Source organism: Paenibacillus aurantiacus, from assembly GCF_042431225.1.
Lineage (GTDB): Bacteria > Bacillota > Bacilli > Paenibacillales > Paenibacillaceae > Paenibacillus_Z > Paenibacillus_Z aurantiacus.
Map to the genome: position 1 here is coordinate 204024 of NZ_JBHMDO010000008.1, position 18132 is coordinate 222155.

Genomic DNA, 18132 nt, shown 5'->3' on the forward strand with positions numbered 1-18132 from the left:
GAATTAACGCTTCCAAGTGGGGGCTCAACCTGGGCGAATAAATGGTTGAGCTCTTTTTTTATTCGGATGTTATGCTTCCCGATGTGCGTTTCCGACGAAACAGCCGCTGCTTCCGATGTGCGTTTCTGACGAAACGCTTTAGCTTTAGCTTCATTTTTCGTCCCGCGCGTTGAAGTGGTATAATGGAAGCAGCTTACTTTGAAACTTTCCGCAGCCGCGCTTTCCGTGCGGGGCGTTTTTTTCATGGCGACGAGAGCCATGACCAGCACGATAAGCGAGGTGATTCCGGATGCATCGCATCAATAATCAATACGAGATTATCCAGCCCGTTCAAGGGGATCCATCCGGAAACCTGTTTACCGCGCGAGATTTGCAGCATGGCGGGAACATGGTTTATTTGCGCTACATGCCGCAGTCCGGATCTGCAGAAGAGACGGGCGAGTCGTTATACGAGGAGATGGTGACGCTTCGCTCGCTGGCGTATCCCGCGATTCCGGAGGTGTATGCATTCGGGCTCGTGGAGACGGTGGACGGCGAGCTGGCGGAGCCGGCGCTGTACTGCGCCTACGAATACGTAAGCGGAGTTACGCTGCTGGAAGCCGCGAGGCAATGCGAGCGGAGCTTGTGCGTCGATTGGTTCGTCCAGGCGTGTCACGCCGTAACGTATTTGCATGACCGCGGCTTGGTTCATCGGCACGTGAACGGCGAGCATATTCTCGTGCAGGGAGACGGACCGGAAGCTGGCATCAAATTCCGCCGTCTCGTGATTTCGCCCGCGCATGAGCGCCTGCTGCATCCGAAATGGGGAATCGGCACGCCGTATAAGTCGCCGGAGTGGTACGCGAATCGGGAGGAGACCGCCCGGAGCGACCAATTCGCGCTCGGGGTGCTGCTCTTCAAGATGCTCGGAGGCGAGGAAGAAGGGGCGAAGATCGGGCGGCCGCTCGAGAGGGCGCAGCGCGTCTGCGCCGAAGGCGCCTCCGATGAGGAACGGCAGCTGAGCGGCTTGCTGCGCATCGTAGAGAAGCTGACGCAGGAAGACCCAGGCGAGCGCTATGAGCACCTCTATGAAGTTGTCCAAGCCGTGAACGCGGTTATGGGCACGGCCTATCCGCTGGTAAGAACGGAATTTACCGAGCGGATGGTGGCGGACTTTCCGATTATCGGGCGGACCGAGACGGAGCAGCGGCTGTTCCGTCAATTCGATCGCGCTTGGCGCGTAGAATCGATGAAGCGGATCGCGCTTGTGACCGGTGAAGCGGGAATTGGCAAGAGCCGGTTGCTCGAAGAGCTGGCAGTTCGGGCGGTCTTCCGGCGAATCGGCGTTTACGCGGGGAAGCCTGCGCTTCAAGGCGCGGCCCCCTTCTCGTCGATCGTGCCGATCATCAAGAAGCTTATTGCCCGAGCCTCCGCCGGATTGCTGGAGCAATACGGGCCGGAACTCGTCAAGCTAGTGCCGGACGAGCCGCTGCTGCACGGCGTTCAACCGACCGCGGCGCTCTCGGAGGACAAGGAACGGCTGCGGCTTAGCATTCGGCTGGCCCAATTCGTCCGGGACGTGCTTGGCGGCAAGCCGGCGTGCTTCCTCGTCGACGACGCGCATCGCTTGGACGTTGGCACGCTGGGGTGGCTGGACTACTTGTTCAGAGAAATGACGGATTTGCCGCTGTGCCTCGTGCTGGCCTACAACGAACAGGAGGCGGGGGAGGCAGCCAAGCCCTTCCTCAAGCGCTGGCAGGCTTCGGGTTGGGCCGAGGCTTTCCCGATTGGACGTTTCACGGAAGAGCAGACCGGTCAGATGGTGAAGTCGCTGCTTGGGATGAACCGGGTGCCGCCCCAGTTCTCCAGACGCATCCATGAAGAGAGTCAGGGCAACCCGGGGTTTATCACGCATATATTGCTTGCGCTCCATACGGAGAAGAAGCTTTACGTCAATGAGCGGGGCAAATGGTCGACCGAGTTCGACGCGCGCGGCGATTACGGCGTGCTCCCGCTTCCGGCTAGCATTGAGGATGCGATCGCGAAGCAGCTGGATTCGCTCAGCGAATCTGCGTACAAGATGCTCGAACTGATGTCGGTCTGTCAGAGCGATCTGCCGCTCGCGGTAATCGAGCAGGTGACGACGCGAGCAGGTGCCGCCGGCGTGCTGGAGGAGCTCGTAGCCCAGCAGCTGCTGGACGCGCAAGACGGCGATGTGGGGCGCGGCAGCTGCGGATTCCAGTCCAATATCGTCAAGAGCGCGATCTATAACCGGATCAGCGTGCAGCGGCGCGCAGAATGGCATCGCCGTCTGGCGGACGAGCTGGGACGCGAATGTTACGGGGGCAGTAATCCGATTCGCCTGGAACGCATTCATCATCTGCTTCAGCTTGGGGAACATGCATCGGCGCTGGCGCTGATCTTCAAGGCGGTTCATCACTTTATGAATTTCTCTATGCGGGATCAGGCGCTGCAATATTTGCGGACGGCGCTATGGCTGACGGGAGAATTGGGCGACCGCCGGGAACGGCTTCGCGTGCAAGTGCTCACGGGCGAAGTTTATTTGGGCCAAGGCAATCACGATCAAGCGCTGGAGGTGTTCGAGGCCGCGCTGCTGCAGGCGGCGGACCTAGCCGACCGTGAATTAGAGATCGACATCAAGTGCCAGCTCGCGGAGCTGCACATCCGCAAGAACGAGCGTCAGCAAGCAGAGGAGCTGCTGAACAGCGCCATGGAGCTATCGCTGGCGACGGGCTATAAGAAAGGACTGCTCGAGGCGACCGCTTCGTTCAGCCGGATCGCGGATTACGCGCAGTACGGCGACAAGCTGGCCCGCGCGGAGCAGCTCCTTACCCCGGAGGACGAGGCGAGCTATCCGGATCAGATGGCCAAGCTGTACAAGGCGAAGGGTATTTATTCGCTCACCATGGCCAAACATTTGGAAGCCGAAGACGCGTTTCGGACCAGCATGGAGCTAAGCCGGAAGGCCGGACGGATGGAAGACGTCTCGAATACGCTGACAAGTCTGGGCGTCATTCAGGTGCTGCATTACGATAACCTGGAGGCGGGGCGCGACTACTTCGAACAGGCGTTGTGGGCGGCGCTGAAGTCGGGCTCTCCGCATGCGGTTACCCACTATTGCAACTTGCTGGAGATCAGCGTGACAGTCGACGAATACGCGGAGGCGCTCGATTATTTCAAGCGTGCGGAGACGCTGGCGATCGAGTACGATTTCACGCTGCGGATTTTGGGCTTGGCGATCAGCGGGATTCATCTGTATACGCAGACGAGCGATTATCAGAAGGCGTACAAGTATTTGCTGCAAGCGGAGGAACTGTTGAAGGAGCAAGGCCCCGATTCCTACTGGGTCATGCCGGAGTATCACGAGCGTGCGGCCTTCTTCTATTACCGCATGGGCATATTCGAGAAGGCGCTCTGGCATGCGGAAGAAGGCATCCGGCTTAGCGATGACTACCACGACGCGGAGCGCGCTCATTGCAAAGGCACGCGTCTGCTGGCATCTTGCCAGCTCGGGAGGCGTGTGGACCGCGTAGAGCTGCAGCGGGTGCTTGCGGAGCTGCGCGGGACGAAGCATATTCGCACCTTCCGCTACCTGCTGCATGAGTGCGCGGACCTGCTTTTGCTCGAGGGGGCGGCTGCGGAAGCGCGGTCATTGATCGAAGAGAGCGCTTCGCTCGCGGTCAGAGCGGATTCGGAGCGGCTTGCGATTGAACAGTTATGGCTGGAGGGCTGCAGCGAAGGCGGGGGAGCCGGTATCGCGAAGCTCCATGAGGCGATCGCGCGCAGCGATGCGGGGTATGCGGAGTATCTCGTGTGGAAAGCCCGCTCGGCGCTGGGCGTTATTTATTCGGCCTTGGGCGAGATGGAGCAGGCGCGCGGCAGTTACGTGTTGGCGCTCGACGCGCTTTATACGTTAACGGAACGGGTGCCCGAGCCGTTCAAGGAGAGCTACCTGCAGACCGGCGGTCGCGACCGGTTGAAGGAAGGCATCCGGCATTTGGCGCCCCAGGATGCGGAGGGCTCCGGCAGCGCATCGGCGCTAGACGGGACAGTGGATGTCGGGGGCGTGGAGGGTTACTTCCGTAAGCTCGCGGCTTTGGCCAGGGCTGCTTCCGGAGAGGATGCCGCGCATCAGAACGAGCGGGACGCATCGTCGATCGGCGCCGCCCTTGCCGGGCAGACGGACCAGTGCGAGCGGAATTTGCTGCTTCTTGCCGAGACGGCCGCCAAGCTGACGCAGGCGGACCGATTCTGCTTCGTGCTGCCAAGCGAGGAGGGGCTGCGCAATCGGGTCATCGGCTTGCCGCCGGAGCCGGGCGTCCAGGATTACGTGCTTGGCTATGCCAAATCCCGGCGAGGCGGATTCTACGTCTTTGAACGATTCGGCGAGACGTGCGGCTGCGCGGACGTGCGGCTTCCACCCGGAGCCCGGGCCGTCATGTGCCTGCCAATCTACGCTGGCAGCGTCGTGCCGGGGGAGCGTTCCGCCTTACCGCGAAGGAGCCCGGGGCGCGAGGAGGAACCGGCTGGGTATTTGTACCTGGAGGCGAGAACGCCGCTGCATCGTTTTGACGAGACGACCTTGGAGCGATGTGGCTGGCTGGCGCAGACCGGACTGTTGTCCATCGATAATTACCGGCTGCAAATCTTGTCGGCTGTCGACAAACTGACAGGGGCGTTCACCCGCAAATATTTCGAATCTATCCATGGCGAGCTTGTTGCCGAGAGTCTGCGGCAGAGCGGGAACTATGCAGTGATGTTCTCGGATATCGACCGCTTCAAGAGCGTGAACGACAGCTATGGGCATAAGCGCGGGGACGAGATATTGCGCGAGGTCGGCCGGTTATTCCGGGAAGGGCTGCGGGAAGGCGACTTATGCTGCCGTTACGGCGGGGAAGAGTTTATTTTCCTCCTGCCGGACACCGACGCCGATCAGGCGCGGGTCATGGCGGAGCGGCTTCGCGTTCGCGTGGAGGAAGCGAAGCTGCTCGGGCAATCGGCCTCACTTACGGTGAGCGTGGGGGTAGCTGCTTGCCCCGACCAAGGCCGGCAGTGGGAGGAGCTGAAGGAACGGGCGGACCAAGCGCTGTATCATGCCAAAGAAACCGGGCGCAACCGGGTCAGCGTTTGGGACGCCGCGATGGGGCAGACGGCCAAGCGGGTCGACAAACTGGCGGGAATCGTATCGGGCAGTCTTGTACAGGATCAGCGCAACGTGCTGGTGCTCGTGGAACTGCTTCAACTGCTCAACGAGAAGAGGGGCGAGGAAGAAACGCTGTACCTGATGCTGGGACGAGTCATGGAGATTTTGGAGGCGGCGGAAGGATTCGTGCTGACGACGGAGTCGGCGAGCCTCGGGGAGAGTTCGGCGGCGGGGCGCGTGTATGCCCGCAAGCGGTACGAGGAAGGCTGGGCAGCGCGTCCGACCTTCAACGCCCGGCTGGTGGAGCAGGTCGTGCAAGCCAAGTCCGGCGCTTATTTGATTGATTGGGACCAGACGGAAGACTTGAAACTAGGTGAACCCGCGTGGCATTCCGTGATGCTCGTCCCGTTAATCCGGGGCAGCCGGGTGATAGGGGTTATCCACCTGTCCTCGCCGATCGGCAAAAAAGAATATGGTTACAATGATTATAATTATTTACACAAATTGGCGGAATTGTTCGCGGCTGCGATTAGCGGCGACGACAATCGTCAATCGTGACAAATACCTAACGCAGCCGAGGTGCACAATAGCCCGGCAACGAAGACGCTCTCCCGGAGGGCGTCTTTTTTTGGTGGGGCGGCGAATGTCAGGGCGAGCCTGATTCGACAGTCGAAGCAATTGGGTAAATAACTTCGCTGACCTGTCCGAATTCCCGAAAGCCCGCTGCTGCGGATATTGTAAACGCATTCAAGGCGCCGTTTTGGATGTTTCGGAATTTTCCCGGACAACTAGCATAAAGGGAGCAAGATGAATCATATTTTTAGATAAAAGCTAAATTCTTCGCAGGCTGTTAGACGAAATGTTCGGATATTACAGAAAAATAAATCAACTAAAACGTTAATATAATTAACGTTCCGGCTTTAATTTAACATTTTTTAATGGGGATATTGTAAAATATTCACTTACTATTTATAATTTTTATTGTATTATTCATAATTATCATGAATCTCGGAGGTGCAAGGGGTTTTAAGTGTTAGATATACTTACATAACACAGACATGAAGTAAGCGTCTAACACCGTCGTTGCGGAGAAAAATCGACCAAGTTTTCATTCTATTCAAATTAGTGAAATAGTAGAAGGAGTGGACTCATGAAAAAACCGAACAAACTGACGCTCTGCCTCTCGATCTTGGCGCTTGCGGGCACGGTGCTGGCTGGTTGCAGCGGCAACAATAACAGCAACAGCGGAACGAACGAACCGGCCAAAACGAACAACACAACGACGAATGCTCCTGCCAACGGAACGAAGACAGAAGACCCAGCTACACCGGACCCGAACACGCCCGTAGACGGCGGCGAGCTCGTTGTCAGCTCCTTCTCCGATATCGTTTCGGTGAATCCGATTTACTATTCCGACACCGCTTCCGGCGACGCGGCTTATCTGATTCAAGCGAATCTGTACGACCTGGACCGCAAGGGCAACGTCGCTGCCGAGCCTTGGTCGCTCGCGGCCGAGCTTCCGCAAGTGAGCGAGGACGGTCTGACTTATACCATCAAACTGAAGAAGGAAGCCAAGTGGAACGACGGCACGCCGGTTACGGCGGATGACGTGATTTTCACTTTCGATACGGTCCGCAATCCGGACGCCGCATCCCCGGGATTCGGCAACTACGACAAGATCGACACGATCACCAAGACGGACGACCAGACGGTGGTCATCAAGCTGAAGCAAGTATTCTCGCCGTTCCTCTATTCGCTTAACACGGCTCTGGTTCCGGCACACATTCTGAAAGACGTGCCGGTGAAAGAGCTGGAGAAGAATGCGTATGGCTCCGATCCGGCGAAGACGGTCACGAACGGCCCGTGGAAGTGGACCGAGTGGAAGAACGGTCAATACCTGACGTTCGAAGCTGATCCGAACTACTGGGGACCGAAGCCGCACATCCAGAAGATCACGTACAAAATTTACGCGGACCAAAATACCGAAGTGCAGGCGCTGCTTAAAGGCGACGTCGACCTGACGCAAGCGATCCCGCTGCCGATGCTCGACACAGTCAAGGCGAAAGACAACATCGACGTCATTCTGGCGCCAGGCCCGCAATACGAGTACATGGCGTTCAACTTCAAGGATGAGAACTTCGCGAGCAAAAAATCGCCATTCGCCGGAATCAAGACCCGTCAGGCGATCGCAACGGCGCTGAACCGCCAAGGCATGGTCGACAACATCCTGAAGGGCACGGGCACTCCGCTGAACGCGCCGTTCCTGCCAGGCTCGTGGGCGGATCCGGGCGAGAACGCGACGGCGTATCCGTATGACGTGGAGAAGGCGAAAGCGCTCTTGGCCGAAGACGGATGGGTACCGGGCAAAGACAATATCCTCGAGAAAGACGGTCAACGTTTCTCCTTCGAACTGCAGTACAACGCGGGCAACAGCCGTCGCGAGCAAGTCGCGGCCGTTATCCAGCAGAACCTGAAGGACGTCGGCATCGAAGTGAAACCGAAGGGCATCGACTTCGCCGCTTGGATCGACCAGAATGTCACGCCGGGCAAATTCGAAGCGATTCTGCTGTCCTGGTCGCTGAACAACCCGGATCCGAACGGCAACGAAAGCATCTTCTCCTCCAAGTACAATCCGCCGACTGGCCAGAATGTTGGCTGGTATAAGAACGAGAAGCTCGACGAGCTGTGGGTGAAAGGCTACTCGACGGCCGACCAAGAAGAGCGGAAGAAAATTTACGCGGAGGCCGGCAAAGAGATTTCGACCGATCTGCCTTACGTGTTCCTGTACCAGTACGGTCTGCCGGAGGCGCTATCCAAAACGATCAAATACGCGGAAGAGGACAAACCGGAATCCACGCTGGCGTACGGCTACTTCTTCCACATCAATAAGTGGTGGATCGCCGAATAATGAACTTCATATCTTCATCCAGATGATTTGACCAAGGGGGAAGGTCCAGTAGGCCCTTCCCCTTTGTATTTGACAAGGGGGAAAGCAAATGACCGAGTATCTGATTCGCCGTACGCTCCAGTCGGTCCTCGTCCTGCTGCTCATTACGGTAGTGACGTTCATCCTCATCCATGCGGCGCCCGGCGGGCCGAAGCAAATTTACCTCAATCCGAATTTGTCGCCGGAAGTGGCGGAGCAGCAGGCCGAGAATCTGGGGCTCAACGACCCGCTGCCGGTGCAATATTTCCGCTGGCTCGGCGATTTGGCGCAGGGCGATTTCGGCTATACGTTCAAGAATAACTTGCCGGTGGGCGATCTGGTGTGGCCAACGCTCGGCAATACGATGATATTGATGGGTACGGCGTGGTTTCTCTCGCTCATTATTGCGGTCCCATGGGGGATTTACAACAGTACACGGGAGTACGGCTTGTCGGATCAACTGGCCTCTTTTATCGCCTATATCGGATTCGCGATGCCGACCTTTTGGTTCGGGATTATTTTGCAGGAGCTGTTCGCGCTAAAATGGGACCTGCTGCCGCTATCGGACATGTATACGATGGGCAATGAAGGCGACATTGGCGATCTGGTGATGCATTTGATTCTGCCGGTAACGGTGCTGACGCTCGGCTTCCTGGCCGGATACGTCAAATATTCGCGCTCCAGCATGCTCGAGGTGCTGGATCAGGATTATATCCGCACCGCGCGGGCCAAAGGACTCGGGGAACGGAAAGTTGTATTCCGCCATGCGCTTCGCAATGCGCTTATCCCGATTATTACGATTCTCGGACTCGACCTGCCGATTCTCGTCGCGGGCGCGGCGTTAACCGAGAGCGTCTTCAACTGGCCGGGGATGGGTAGGCTGTTCATCCAGATGGCGACGCAGCGGGAGTATTCCGTGCTGATGGCCATTACGCTGATAATTGCGGTGTTCGTCATTATCGGCAACCTGATCGCGGACATCCTGTACGCGGTCGTCGACCCGCGGGTGAAGCTGGGACGGAAAGGAGGCGCTAGCGCATGAGCAATACGACTGCACCGCTCACGGGCGCAAGCCGTCCGACCGCGCCGTCGAAGCGACCGCCGGGGTTATGGGCGACCGGCTGGAAGAAGTTCTCCCGTAATCCTTTCGCGATGTCGGGGTTGGTCATCTTGTTGTTCTTCATCGTCGTATCCTTGGCTGCGCCATTGCTGGCTCCGTACGATCCCGCCAAGATCGACATGATGCTGCCGAATCTGCCGCCCGGCAGCGACGGCCATCTCCTAGGGACAGACGAACTCGGCCGCGATATTTTGTCCCGTCTGCTGTACAGCGGCCGGATCTCGCTGCTTGTCGGGTTCAGCGTTGCGATCGGCACGGTCATCATCGGCACGTTCATCGGCGCGGTATCCGGTTATTTCGGCGGGTGGATCGATACCGTCTTCATGCGTTTCGTCGACGTGATGAACGCGATCCCGCTGCTGTTTCTGAATATTCTCGTGCTGGCGATCTTCAATGCGAAGTTTTACTATATGATTCTCATCCTCGCGCTTACGGGCTGGATGGGCGTTGCCCGTCTCGTGCGAGGCACGTTCCTGCAGCTGCGGGAGATGCAGTACGTGGAAGCGGCGCGCGCAATCGGCGTATCCAACTGGGGGATCATCATCCGGCATCTGCTGCGCAACGCGACCGCGCCGATCATCGTCAACGCGACGCTCATGGTCGGAGGCGCGATCTTGAGTGAATCGGCCTTGTCCTACTTGGGACTCGGCGTCCAGATGCCTGATACGAGCTGGGGGGTCATGCTCTCAAACGCGAAGGAATTTATGTTGGTCGATCCGCTGTTGGCCGTTTATCCGGGTCTCTGCATCCTCATCGTCGTCCTATCGGTCAACTTTATCGGCGACGGCTTGCGGGATGCGCTGGATCCGCGCAAGAAAACCGTCAAACCCCGGAGGAGGCTCGGCAAATGACGCAAAACTTACTCGAAGTACGCAACCTGACGGCCGGCTTTGAGACCGAGAACGGGTTCGTCAAGGCAACCGACCGCGTATCGTTGTCGATTGCGCAGGGGCAGACGCTCTGCATCGTCGGAGAATCCGGCAGCGGGAAGAGCGTCACGTCGCTGGCGATCATGCGGCTGATCGATTATGCGGGCGGCTTCATTGAGAGCGGCGAGGTGCTGTTCAAGGGCGATAACCTGGCCGGCAAGAAGCAGCAGGATATGATGCGCATCCGCGGCAGCAAGATGGCGATGATTTTCCAGGATCCGATGTCCGCGCTTAATCCGGTGTTCAAGGTGGGGGAGCAGATCGCGGAGAGCTTACGCACCCACAAGAAGCTGGGCGAGAAGGAAGCATGGGCAAAGGCCGTCGATATGCTCCGAGTGGTCGGTATTCCGAGTCCGGAGATACGCGCGCATCAATACCCGCACGAGATGTCGGGCGGCATGTGCCAGCGCGTCGTCATCGCGATGGCGCTCGCCTGCGAGCCGGAGCTCATTATCGCCGACGAGCCGACGACCGCCCTGGACGTAACGGTACAAGCACAGATCCTCGACCTGCTGGCGAAGCTGAAGCGCGAACTGAAGACGTCGATACTGCTCATTACGCACGACATGGGCGTGGCCGCGGAGATTGCGGACCGCATCGCGGTCATGTACGCGGGGGCGATCGTGGAGGAAGGTACGGTCGATCAAGTGTTCCAGAACCCAAGTCATCCGTACACCGTCGGGTTGCTTCGTTCCATTCCGGGATTGGACGGCGAGCGGGGCGCCGAGCTGTATACGATCAAAGGCAGCATTCCGAGCATCAACGATCTGCCGACCGGCTGCCGGTTCAATCCGCGCTGCCCGTACGTCATGGACCGCTGCCTCCGGGAAGAGCCGCCGCTCATTCCAGGCAAGAACGGACAGCGCGCGGCGTGCTGGCTGGAAGAACTTCCGAAGGAGGGGGCATGACCGATGAGCGCGACAGCGACTGATACGTATTTGGTGGAAGCGCGGCACGTGAAGAAATATTTCCCGATTCGCAGCGGCCTGCTTAGCCGGGTGACGGGGAACGTCAAGGCCGTGGACGATATTTCGTTCGGCATTCGCGAAGGCGAGACGTTCGGGCTCGTCGGCGAGTCGGGCTGCGGCAAGTCGACGCTCGGCCGGGTCATGCTGAATCTGAAGAGCGCTACGGACGGCGAAGTGCTTTTCCAAGGCCAGAACATCCATACGACCAACGCGAAGGAGATGCAGCGGCTGCGTCAGGAGATGCAGATCATTTTCCAAGATCCGATGGGCTCGCTCAATCCGCGTTTCCTGGTCAGCGATTTGATCGGCGAACCGCTCAAGCTGCACCGCCGGATGAGCGGCGCCGAGATCGATGCGCGCGTTGTTCAATTAATGGAGCTGGTCGGGCTCGACGCAAGCCGGCGCAACCGGTATCCGCACGAGTTCTCCGGCGGTCAGCGCCAGCGGATCGGCATTGCCAGGGCGCTGGCGCTCGAGCCGAAGTTCATCGTCGCCGACGAGGCGGTATCCGCGCTGGACGTATCCGTCCAATCGCAGGTGCTCAATCTGATGATGAAGCTGCAGAAGGAGCTGGGCTTAACCTACCTCTTCATCGCGCACGGGTTGAACGTCGTTCGCCATATCTCTACCCGGGTCGGCGTCATGTACCTGGGCAAAATGGTCGAAGTGTCGCCGACGGACGACCTGTTCGCCAAGCCGCTGCATCCGTACACGTCGGTGCTGCTGTCCGCAATCCCGACGCCGGGCGTCAAGCGGGAGCGGATCATTCTCGAGGGCGACGTGCCGTCGCCGGCGAATCCGCCGTCGGGCTGCCGTTTCCATACGCGCTGCCCCTATGTACAGGATCGCTGCCGCTCGGAGGAACCGCTGCTGCGTACTGTTGAAGGCGACAGGCAGGTGGCGTGCCATTTTCCGCTGATCTAAGTCGGTGGCGGAATCGGCACTGGCGGTCGTTATGCGATCGTCTGATGCGTCTAATAGGGTATCCATGAAACAGGACCTCATCCCATGCGCTTCGCATGAGGTGAGGTCCTGTTTGGTATGCGCGGCTCGGAGCATGGGAGGGATTGCTTTTTCTCGCATCTATCTGCCACCATAGGCCGGGGGATGCTCCATCCAATATGGCTGCCGATATTAGGCTGCCGAATTAGCCGGGTCCGATCGCCCGCGTCGGGTTATGAGAACTCCCCGACCAGATCGTCCGCACCGTGCTAAGAAGCCTCTCCAGCCGGTTGAACCGGCGCGATGTTCGCGCCCTTCGCGGCACGTGATCGGGTGAACAGCAGCACACTGACCAGGCCGAGCGCGATCATGCCGGCGCTGGTCAACAAGGCGGGCACGATATGGTCGCCGAAATCGGAGGCGGAGCGGATCGCGTCCCCGCTTTGGAAGATCAAGCCGCCGATTGCGATGCCGAAGACGCCGCCGAGTTCGCGAGTTGCGTTGCTGATGCCGCTGGCCTCGCCGGAGGATGCGTCGGGCACGGAGGAGAGCACGCCATGGGCAAGCGGCGTGAAGCTGAGGCCCATGCCCGTGCCGGCGAGCATCATGAACGGCGCTTGGTAGCCGAACGGGAAATCGACGCCGAACGTAACGACCAGCACGCTAAAACCGATTAGCGCAACACCTTGGAATAACAACCCGGTGGCGAGCAGCGCCCGGTTGCCGAAGCGGCCGACCGCGAAGCCGGCGAGCGGGGCGGTCAGCATCGTGCACCCGGTCCAAGCCATCGTGCGGACGCCGGCTTCCAGCGCGGAATACTGCTGCCCCTGCTGGAGGAACAGCGTCAGCAGGAAGATCGCGCCGAAGATGCCTGCGTTCATCCAGAAGCCGGTGAAGATATACGCGGCGTACGAGCCGCGCCGAAACAAGCTGAACCTGACGAAAGGATGCGGCTTATTGCGCTGCAGCAGGTAGAACAGCGCGAGGAGCAGTAGGCCGCCCGCGATGGAGCCGATGACGAGTGCGGAGCCCCAGCCTTTGTCGTTGCCGTTCTCGAGGCCGTATATAATGCCGAACAGACCGGCGCCGAGGAGCAGGATGCCTGGTATGTCGATCGGTTTGCGCTCGCCCTTGGACTCTTGCAGCCAGAACATGCCGAGCGCAAAAGCAAGCATCCCGACCGGTACGTTAATCCAGAAGATGAGCTGCCACGGAGCGCCTTCGACGATCAGGCCGCCGACGAGTGGGCCGACGGATAGTCCAAGCCCGGAGATCCCGGACCAGATGCCGAGCGCGGCGGCCCGCATGTTCTCCGGGAATGCGCCATTGACGAGCGTTAAGCTGAGCGGTACGATCGCGGCGCCGCCGATCCCTTGGAGCGCACGGGAGAGGATGAGCGAGATGGCGTTTTCGCTAAGTCCGGAGAGGGCGGATCCGAGCGTGAAGAGCACGACGCCGACCAGAAACATCTTCTTGCGACCGAAACGTTCGCCAACCATGCTGAAGGGGATTAGAAGAATGGCGAACGCTAACGTGTAAGCGTTCATGAACCATTGCAAATCGCTCATGCTTGCTTCGAACGACTGTTGAATAGAAGGCAGGGCGACCCCAAGCACCAAATTGTCCAGCATGGCCATGAACAGCGCTGCGCAGGTGACCGCCAGAAGGCGAATTCTTGCTCCTGTAAACATGTGTACTTCACTCCTTGTTTTATTTATTAATAAATAAATGAGTGTCCGAAAAAGAAGGCAATTCGCAGTCGTATGCAAATTGGTTTGCGTTTCAAGTTCGAAACGCAGCATTTTGCCAACGGACTGTGTTGTTGCCTTTTCGGAATGCCGCGCGGTGCTACCCGTGCGTTTTATTCTCGTGCCAGATGAGAAGCTTCGGTAGTTGCAGCGTTTCGGCCAGCGCAATAACCATGCCCTGCCCGAGGAATTCACTGGCCTTTCTGCTGGGCTCCGGCAGACCGGCTTCTTCGAAACGGGCCTTGATGCGTTCGTATACCGCGTCGAAGCCCTCCCTCGTGTATTCCCTGATCGTCGGTTCCGGCGCGGCGAAGGACGTCAAGACGAGCAAAATTTCGTTGCGATGGCTCACCAGCAGACGCGTGAACGCTTCGCCCATCGCTTCCGTCAGCTGTTCCGGAGGCGCCTCGGCCGTTGTGAAGGCGTCGAGGATGCGTCGCGAAGCCTGGTCCAATACGGCCAAATACAGCTCTTCCTTCGTTTTGAAGAAGTGAAAAACATAAGGCTGCGTGACCCCGACTCGGCGGGCGACTTCCGCTGTAGTCGTCTTGTAATACCCCGATTCGGCGAAAAGCGAAGCGGCGGCCTCTAGGATCTGTTGTTTCCGGTTCTGCGAGACTTCTTCTCTCGATGTCATTGCTGTATCCTTCCATTCATTTATTGACTGATAAATAAAATATAATCATCCTGCCAATCATTGTCAACTGAATTTCTGGCGCGCTGTACGACTTTTTCTCTCCAGCCTGCAATCTAAAGTGGTAACGCGAGTCTTCAGATATTCCCCTCGCTTCCCTCAAGACTCGTTCAATCTACCCAGCTCAAGGAATCGAGCTATGCCGGGCCAGCCGCAAACTGGAACGTCGCGATATTCCCCAGCCAGCCCGGATGCGGCGCCTTCGATATATGACGAGGGGTCAAGGTTATTCCAGAGATGCGGCATGCGGGAGGTCGTGCCCAGGAAATGATCGCGGTGACGCTGTTCGACGATTTCCATTTTGCGCAAATCCGCGATTTGAAAATGCAGGATGCGCTCAACGTCCGCATACTCGCCGTATGTGTCTTCTTTACTAGGCGGTTTGACCAGCTCCCAGCCAGCCTGATAAGCGGCAGGTTCCGTATCCAAGCAGCGGCGAACGCATAGTGCGAGATCGGCGAATGAAGGCTGTCGATCGCAATACTGGCGCAGTTGGACGAGCAAGGAGCGAAGAAATCGCTCAAGCGATTCCGCCTCGGCAAGCTCATCCTCGGCATACGGGATAAGGACATGTTTTAACTCGATGGCATTAATCATATTTCTCCTCTTCCTCGCGGCCTTGCCGTTCCAAGATCAGCTCTGCTTCTGTCTCGAAATTCAGCAGTAGCGGGGCAGGAAGGCGGTCGGTCAACAACCGGACGGCGGGTAGCGCCAACAGTTCGTCTATTGTTACCGGCGGCGAAGCAAGTCGCCAGACCCATACCCGGAAGGCGTCGATGAACCGGTAGAACGACGCTTCGAATCGTTCGGCCGCTTCTTCGGCCTCGGCTTCTTCGGCCGACGACATGTCCTGCCAATTGCGGAGCATCTCCGTCAGGGCTGGTTCGTACGGTTCAACCATCGGAATTCCTCCTTCGTATATTCGTAGTCCTAGTATACCTATGGGTGACGGGCGAGCGCGAGTATCGCGTCGCTTTCTTCCAATGACGCAGCCTCGCGCCATGAAACGCAAAAACTCACAAGCTCCGCAATAGGCGGTGCTTGTGAGTCGGTTTTGCGCTATCGACGTGCTTCCTGTATGTTCGCCCGTGCGAGCCTCAGTCCGCCGCTTTCAGCTTGGCTTTGCGCTCGGGACGTCAGGTTCCGCCGCTCCTTCGCTTAAGCGCTGTTCCGTTGCGGACGCTCAGCCGTGGCGATTTTTCGGCTGCGTGCAAGACCGAGCGATACCGCGGCTGTTCCTGCGGCGATCGTGACGAGGCCGGCGCCGATCCACGTTACCGACAGCAGCGAGGCATCGCGAGTGACGATCCCGCCCAGACCTGCGCCGGCCGCCATGGCGAGCTGCAGCACCGAGGTGTTCAAACTAAGCATGATGCCGGAAGCCTCGGGGGCGAGCGTCAGGAGATAATACTGCTGCGTGGGACCCGATGACCATGCCGAGAACGACCACAGCATGAGGAGCGGAAAAACGAGTGCCGGCGTATGCGCCGTGAGCGACAGGAGGACGAGCATGACGGCGTGCAGCAGCATGCCGCCTACAAGCGTTGGCGGGACGCCGATGCGGTCGGTGCTCCATCCCCCGAGCTTGGAGCCGATGAGGCTGGCGATCCCGAACGCGAACAGCCCTGCGCTTACCCAGTTTTCGCTCATGCCCGTCACTTCGAGCAGGAAAGGCGAGATGTATGTGTAAGCAATAGCGTAACCGGCAATCCAGAAGAACGTGATCGAGAGGGCGACCGCGATGCGGGGCTGCTTCAGCAGCGCCAACTGATCGCGGAGCGGGATCGGCGCATCGCCTTCCGTCTTCGGAATGGCGTAAGCAATCAGAATAATCGCGAGCAAGCCTAGCAAGCCGATGCCGCCGAAGATCGTACGCCAATCGTAGCTGGCGGCGATGACCCGACCGACGGGAACGCCGATGATGAGCGATGTGCTGAAGCCCATGACGAGGGTGGCGATCGCACTGCCTTGGCGATCGGGCGGCGCAAGCTTAGCGGCAACGGTCAGGGCAGTGACGACGAAGACGCCGGTGCTGGCGGCGAGGATGATGCGCGAGGCGATGAGGAACCCGAACCCCGGCAGAACGACCGCCATCGCATTACCGATGACGAAGACCGCTAACGCATAGAACAGAAGCTTCCGACGCTCAACTTTGGCGGTGAGAGCCATTAAGACAGGAGTACCGAACGCATAAGCAAGCGAGAATACTGTAATTAACTGACCGGCGGCACCAACCGATACGCCGATGTCCGAAGCAACCCGGTCCAGAATGCCGGCGATAATGTATTCCGATGTTCCGACCAGAAAACTAACCGCCGCCAACATGTAAATCTTCCAAGCATTCGACATTGTGACTAGCTCCTCCCCACAATTCACTAATTCTATATTTCTAAATTTATAGAAATAAAAACCGAAAAAATTACTCCAAAAGATATGGAGCGTATTTTTCTGCAACTTCGCGGTTGACGCTGTAATAGATGTACGTACCGTCTTTGCGCAGCGTAAGCACGCCGGCTTCCGTCAATTGTTTCAAGTGATGGGATAGCGTCGAACCCGCAACGGATTCCAACTTACTGTTAATGTCGGAACAGCACAGGTTCTGCTCTTCCATAAGCAGGAGCGCGATTTTAAGCCGGGTTGGTTCGCCGAGCGCTTTATAAATTTTGACTGCTTGCTGAATGTTGGCGTGGTCGTCGATCATTGGGCTCACCCTTAGCGTAGTGTTTATTTCTACAAGTATAGAAATAACAGTAGCACATCTTTACATGGGTGTAAATGGGAATTAAGCTTATTGGGGGATAAAAATTTGTTGCCGGATACCACTGGATTAGATTAGTTGGGGGAACAAGGAAGGGGAGTACTTAATGAATAAGGTGTTTCGCTTTATCATGCTGGCGATCCTGGCGTGGTCCATAATGGCGACAGGGGCTCCATCCGCTTATGCGACCAAATGCGTGCAGGCGACTAACGTGGAAGAGTCCTATAATAAGTATGACGCCGTCGTGCTCGGCTATGTGAAGCAAAAACATTCTGGAGTAGATGGCAGCCGGATAGACTTTCAAGTCATGCAGGGCTTTAAAGGCATGGAGCCGGGGGCAATAACGATTGCGGATAATAGTGAAAGCAATTTGTTAACGAATAGCGACGCGCCGGACGAAGAGTTGTATCTTTTATATCTGAATAATGATAACGGCGAATGGGAGCACCCAATTTGCGCACCATCCGCAAGAGCCAACGCTGCGGGAGAAGACCTGACTTACCTATTAAGTCATGCCGCAACGAGTGCCCCAGTCGAGAAGAGCGGGCTCAGCAAGGGGAATACGGTAGTAGGCGTAGCGTGGATAATAACGGCCTCCGCAGGCTTCATCGGTGCCGTTGTGTATCTGGTTCTCTTATATAGAAGGCCGGACTTGTAATTGAGATCATGGGGAATGTATGTACCCGATACCTGCGCACAAAATGTTTTTTTGAAAAAACAGTTGCAATATCTGAAGAGCCTATGGTATATTCTAATTCCGGTCGCGAGAAACGATCGGCCAAGCAAGAGAAGAAACAACTTGTTCCTTGAAAACTGAACAATGAGCGATATGTCAAAGCTAGTAAAGTAATGAGTCACAAACTTTCATGGAGAGTTTGATCCTGGCTCAGGACGAACGCTGGCG

Annotated in this window: 13 protein-coding genes; 7 read left to right on the forward strand and 6 right to left on the reverse strand. The window is 57.7% G+C overall.

Going from position 1 to position 18132, the window contains the following annotated elements; translation table 11 throughout:
* Window positions 1-289: 289 nt before the first annotated feature.
* The 6 genes from ACFFSY_RS04170 (at window position 290) to ACFFSY_RS04195 (ending at window position 12010) form a co-directional block, all read left to right on the forward strand.
* Window positions 290-5701, forward strand: a complete 5412-nt coding sequence (locus tag ACFFSY_RS04170; RefSeq protein ID WP_377490323.1) for a diguanylate cyclase — start codon at window positions 290-292, stop codon at window positions 5699-5701.
* Between the two features lie 592 nt (window positions 5702-6293).
* On the forward strand, window positions 6294-8051 hold the full coding sequence (locus tag ACFFSY_RS04175) for a peptide-binding protein (protein ID WP_377490326.1): 1758 nt from the start codon (window positions 6294-6296) through the stop codon (window positions 8049-8051).
* Window positions 8052-8139: 88 nt separating this feature from the next.
* The gene (locus ACFFSY_RS04180) at window positions 8140-9111 is read left to right on the forward strand and encodes an ABC transporter permease (protein WP_377490329.1); all 972 of its coding nucleotides are present in this window, start codon (window positions 8140-8142) and stop codon (window positions 9109-9111) included.
* Window positions 9108-10040: an ABC transporter permease gene (locus ACFFSY_RS04185; RefSeq protein ID WP_377490331.1), complete on the forward strand. Its 933-nt coding sequence runs from the start codon at window positions 9108-9110 to the stop codon at window positions 10038-10040. The genes ACFFSY_RS04180 and ACFFSY_RS04185 overlap by 4 nt, the downstream gene beginning before the upstream one ends.
* Window positions 10037-11026, forward strand: a complete 990-nt coding sequence (locus ACFFSY_RS04190; protein WP_377490334.1) for an ABC transporter ATP-binding protein — start codon at window positions 10037-10039, stop codon at window positions 11024-11026. The genes ACFFSY_RS04185 and ACFFSY_RS04190 overlap by 4 nt, the downstream gene beginning before the upstream one ends.
* A 3-nt stretch (window positions 11027-11029) precedes the next feature.
* Window positions 11030-12010: an ABC transporter ATP-binding protein gene (locus ACFFSY_RS04195; protein ID WP_377490337.1), complete on the forward strand. Its 981-nt coding sequence runs from the start codon at window positions 11030-11032 to the stop codon at window positions 12008-12010.
* Between the two features lie 287 nt (window positions 12011-12297).
* On the opposite strand, the gene ACFFSY_RS04200 is transcribed toward ACFFSY_RS04195, so the two are convergent.
* The 6 genes from ACFFSY_RS04200 to ACFFSY_RS04225 all read right to left on the reverse strand — a co-directional run bounded on the left by ACFFSY_RS04200 (window position 12298) and on the right by ACFFSY_RS04225 (window position 17171).
* On the reverse strand, window positions 12298-13719 hold the full coding sequence (locus ACFFSY_RS04200; protein WP_377490340.1) for an MFS transporter: 1422 nt from the start codon (window positions 13717-13719) through the stop codon (window positions 12298-12300).
* Window positions 13720-13876: 157 nt separating this feature from the next.
* The gene (locus ACFFSY_RS04205; protein ID WP_377490343.1) at window positions 13877-14413 is read right to left on the reverse strand and encodes a TetR/AcrR family transcriptional regulator; all 537 of its coding nucleotides are present in this window, start codon (window positions 14411-14413) and stop codon (window positions 13877-13879) included.
* Window positions 14414-14569: 156 nt separating this feature from the next.
* On the reverse strand, window positions 14570-15067 hold the full coding sequence (locus ACFFSY_RS04210) for a hypothetical protein (RefSeq protein WP_377490346.1): 498 nt from the start codon (window positions 15065-15067) through the stop codon (window positions 14570-14572).
* A complete protein-coding gene (locus ACFFSY_RS04215; protein ID WP_377490348.1) occupies window positions 15060-15371 on the reverse strand; it encodes a hypothetical protein in 312 nt (103 codons plus the stop codon). Before ACFFSY_RS04215 ends, ACFFSY_RS04210 begins: the two co-directional genes overlap by 8 nt.
* 257 nt (window positions 15372-15628) lie before the next feature.
* A complete protein-coding gene (locus tag ACFFSY_RS04220; RefSeq protein ID WP_377490351.1) occupies window positions 15629-16819 on the reverse strand; it encodes an MFS transporter in 1191 nt (396 codons plus the stop codon).
* A gap of 70 nt (window positions 16820-16889) precedes the next feature.
* Entirely contained in the window at window positions 16890-17171 is a 282-nt protein-coding gene (locus tag ACFFSY_RS04225) for an ArsR/SmtB family transcription factor (RefSeq protein WP_377490354.1), read from the reverse strand.
* Window positions 17172-17334: 163 nt separating this feature from the next.
* On the opposite strand from ACFFSY_RS04225, the gene ACFFSY_RS04230 reads away from it, so the two are divergent.
* Complete coding sequence (locus ACFFSY_RS04230; protein WP_377490357.1) at window positions 17335-17886, forward strand: hypothetical protein; 552 nt, start codon at window positions 17335-17337, stop codon at window positions 17884-17886.
* The last annotated feature ends 246 nt before the right edge of the window (window positions 17887-18132 follow it).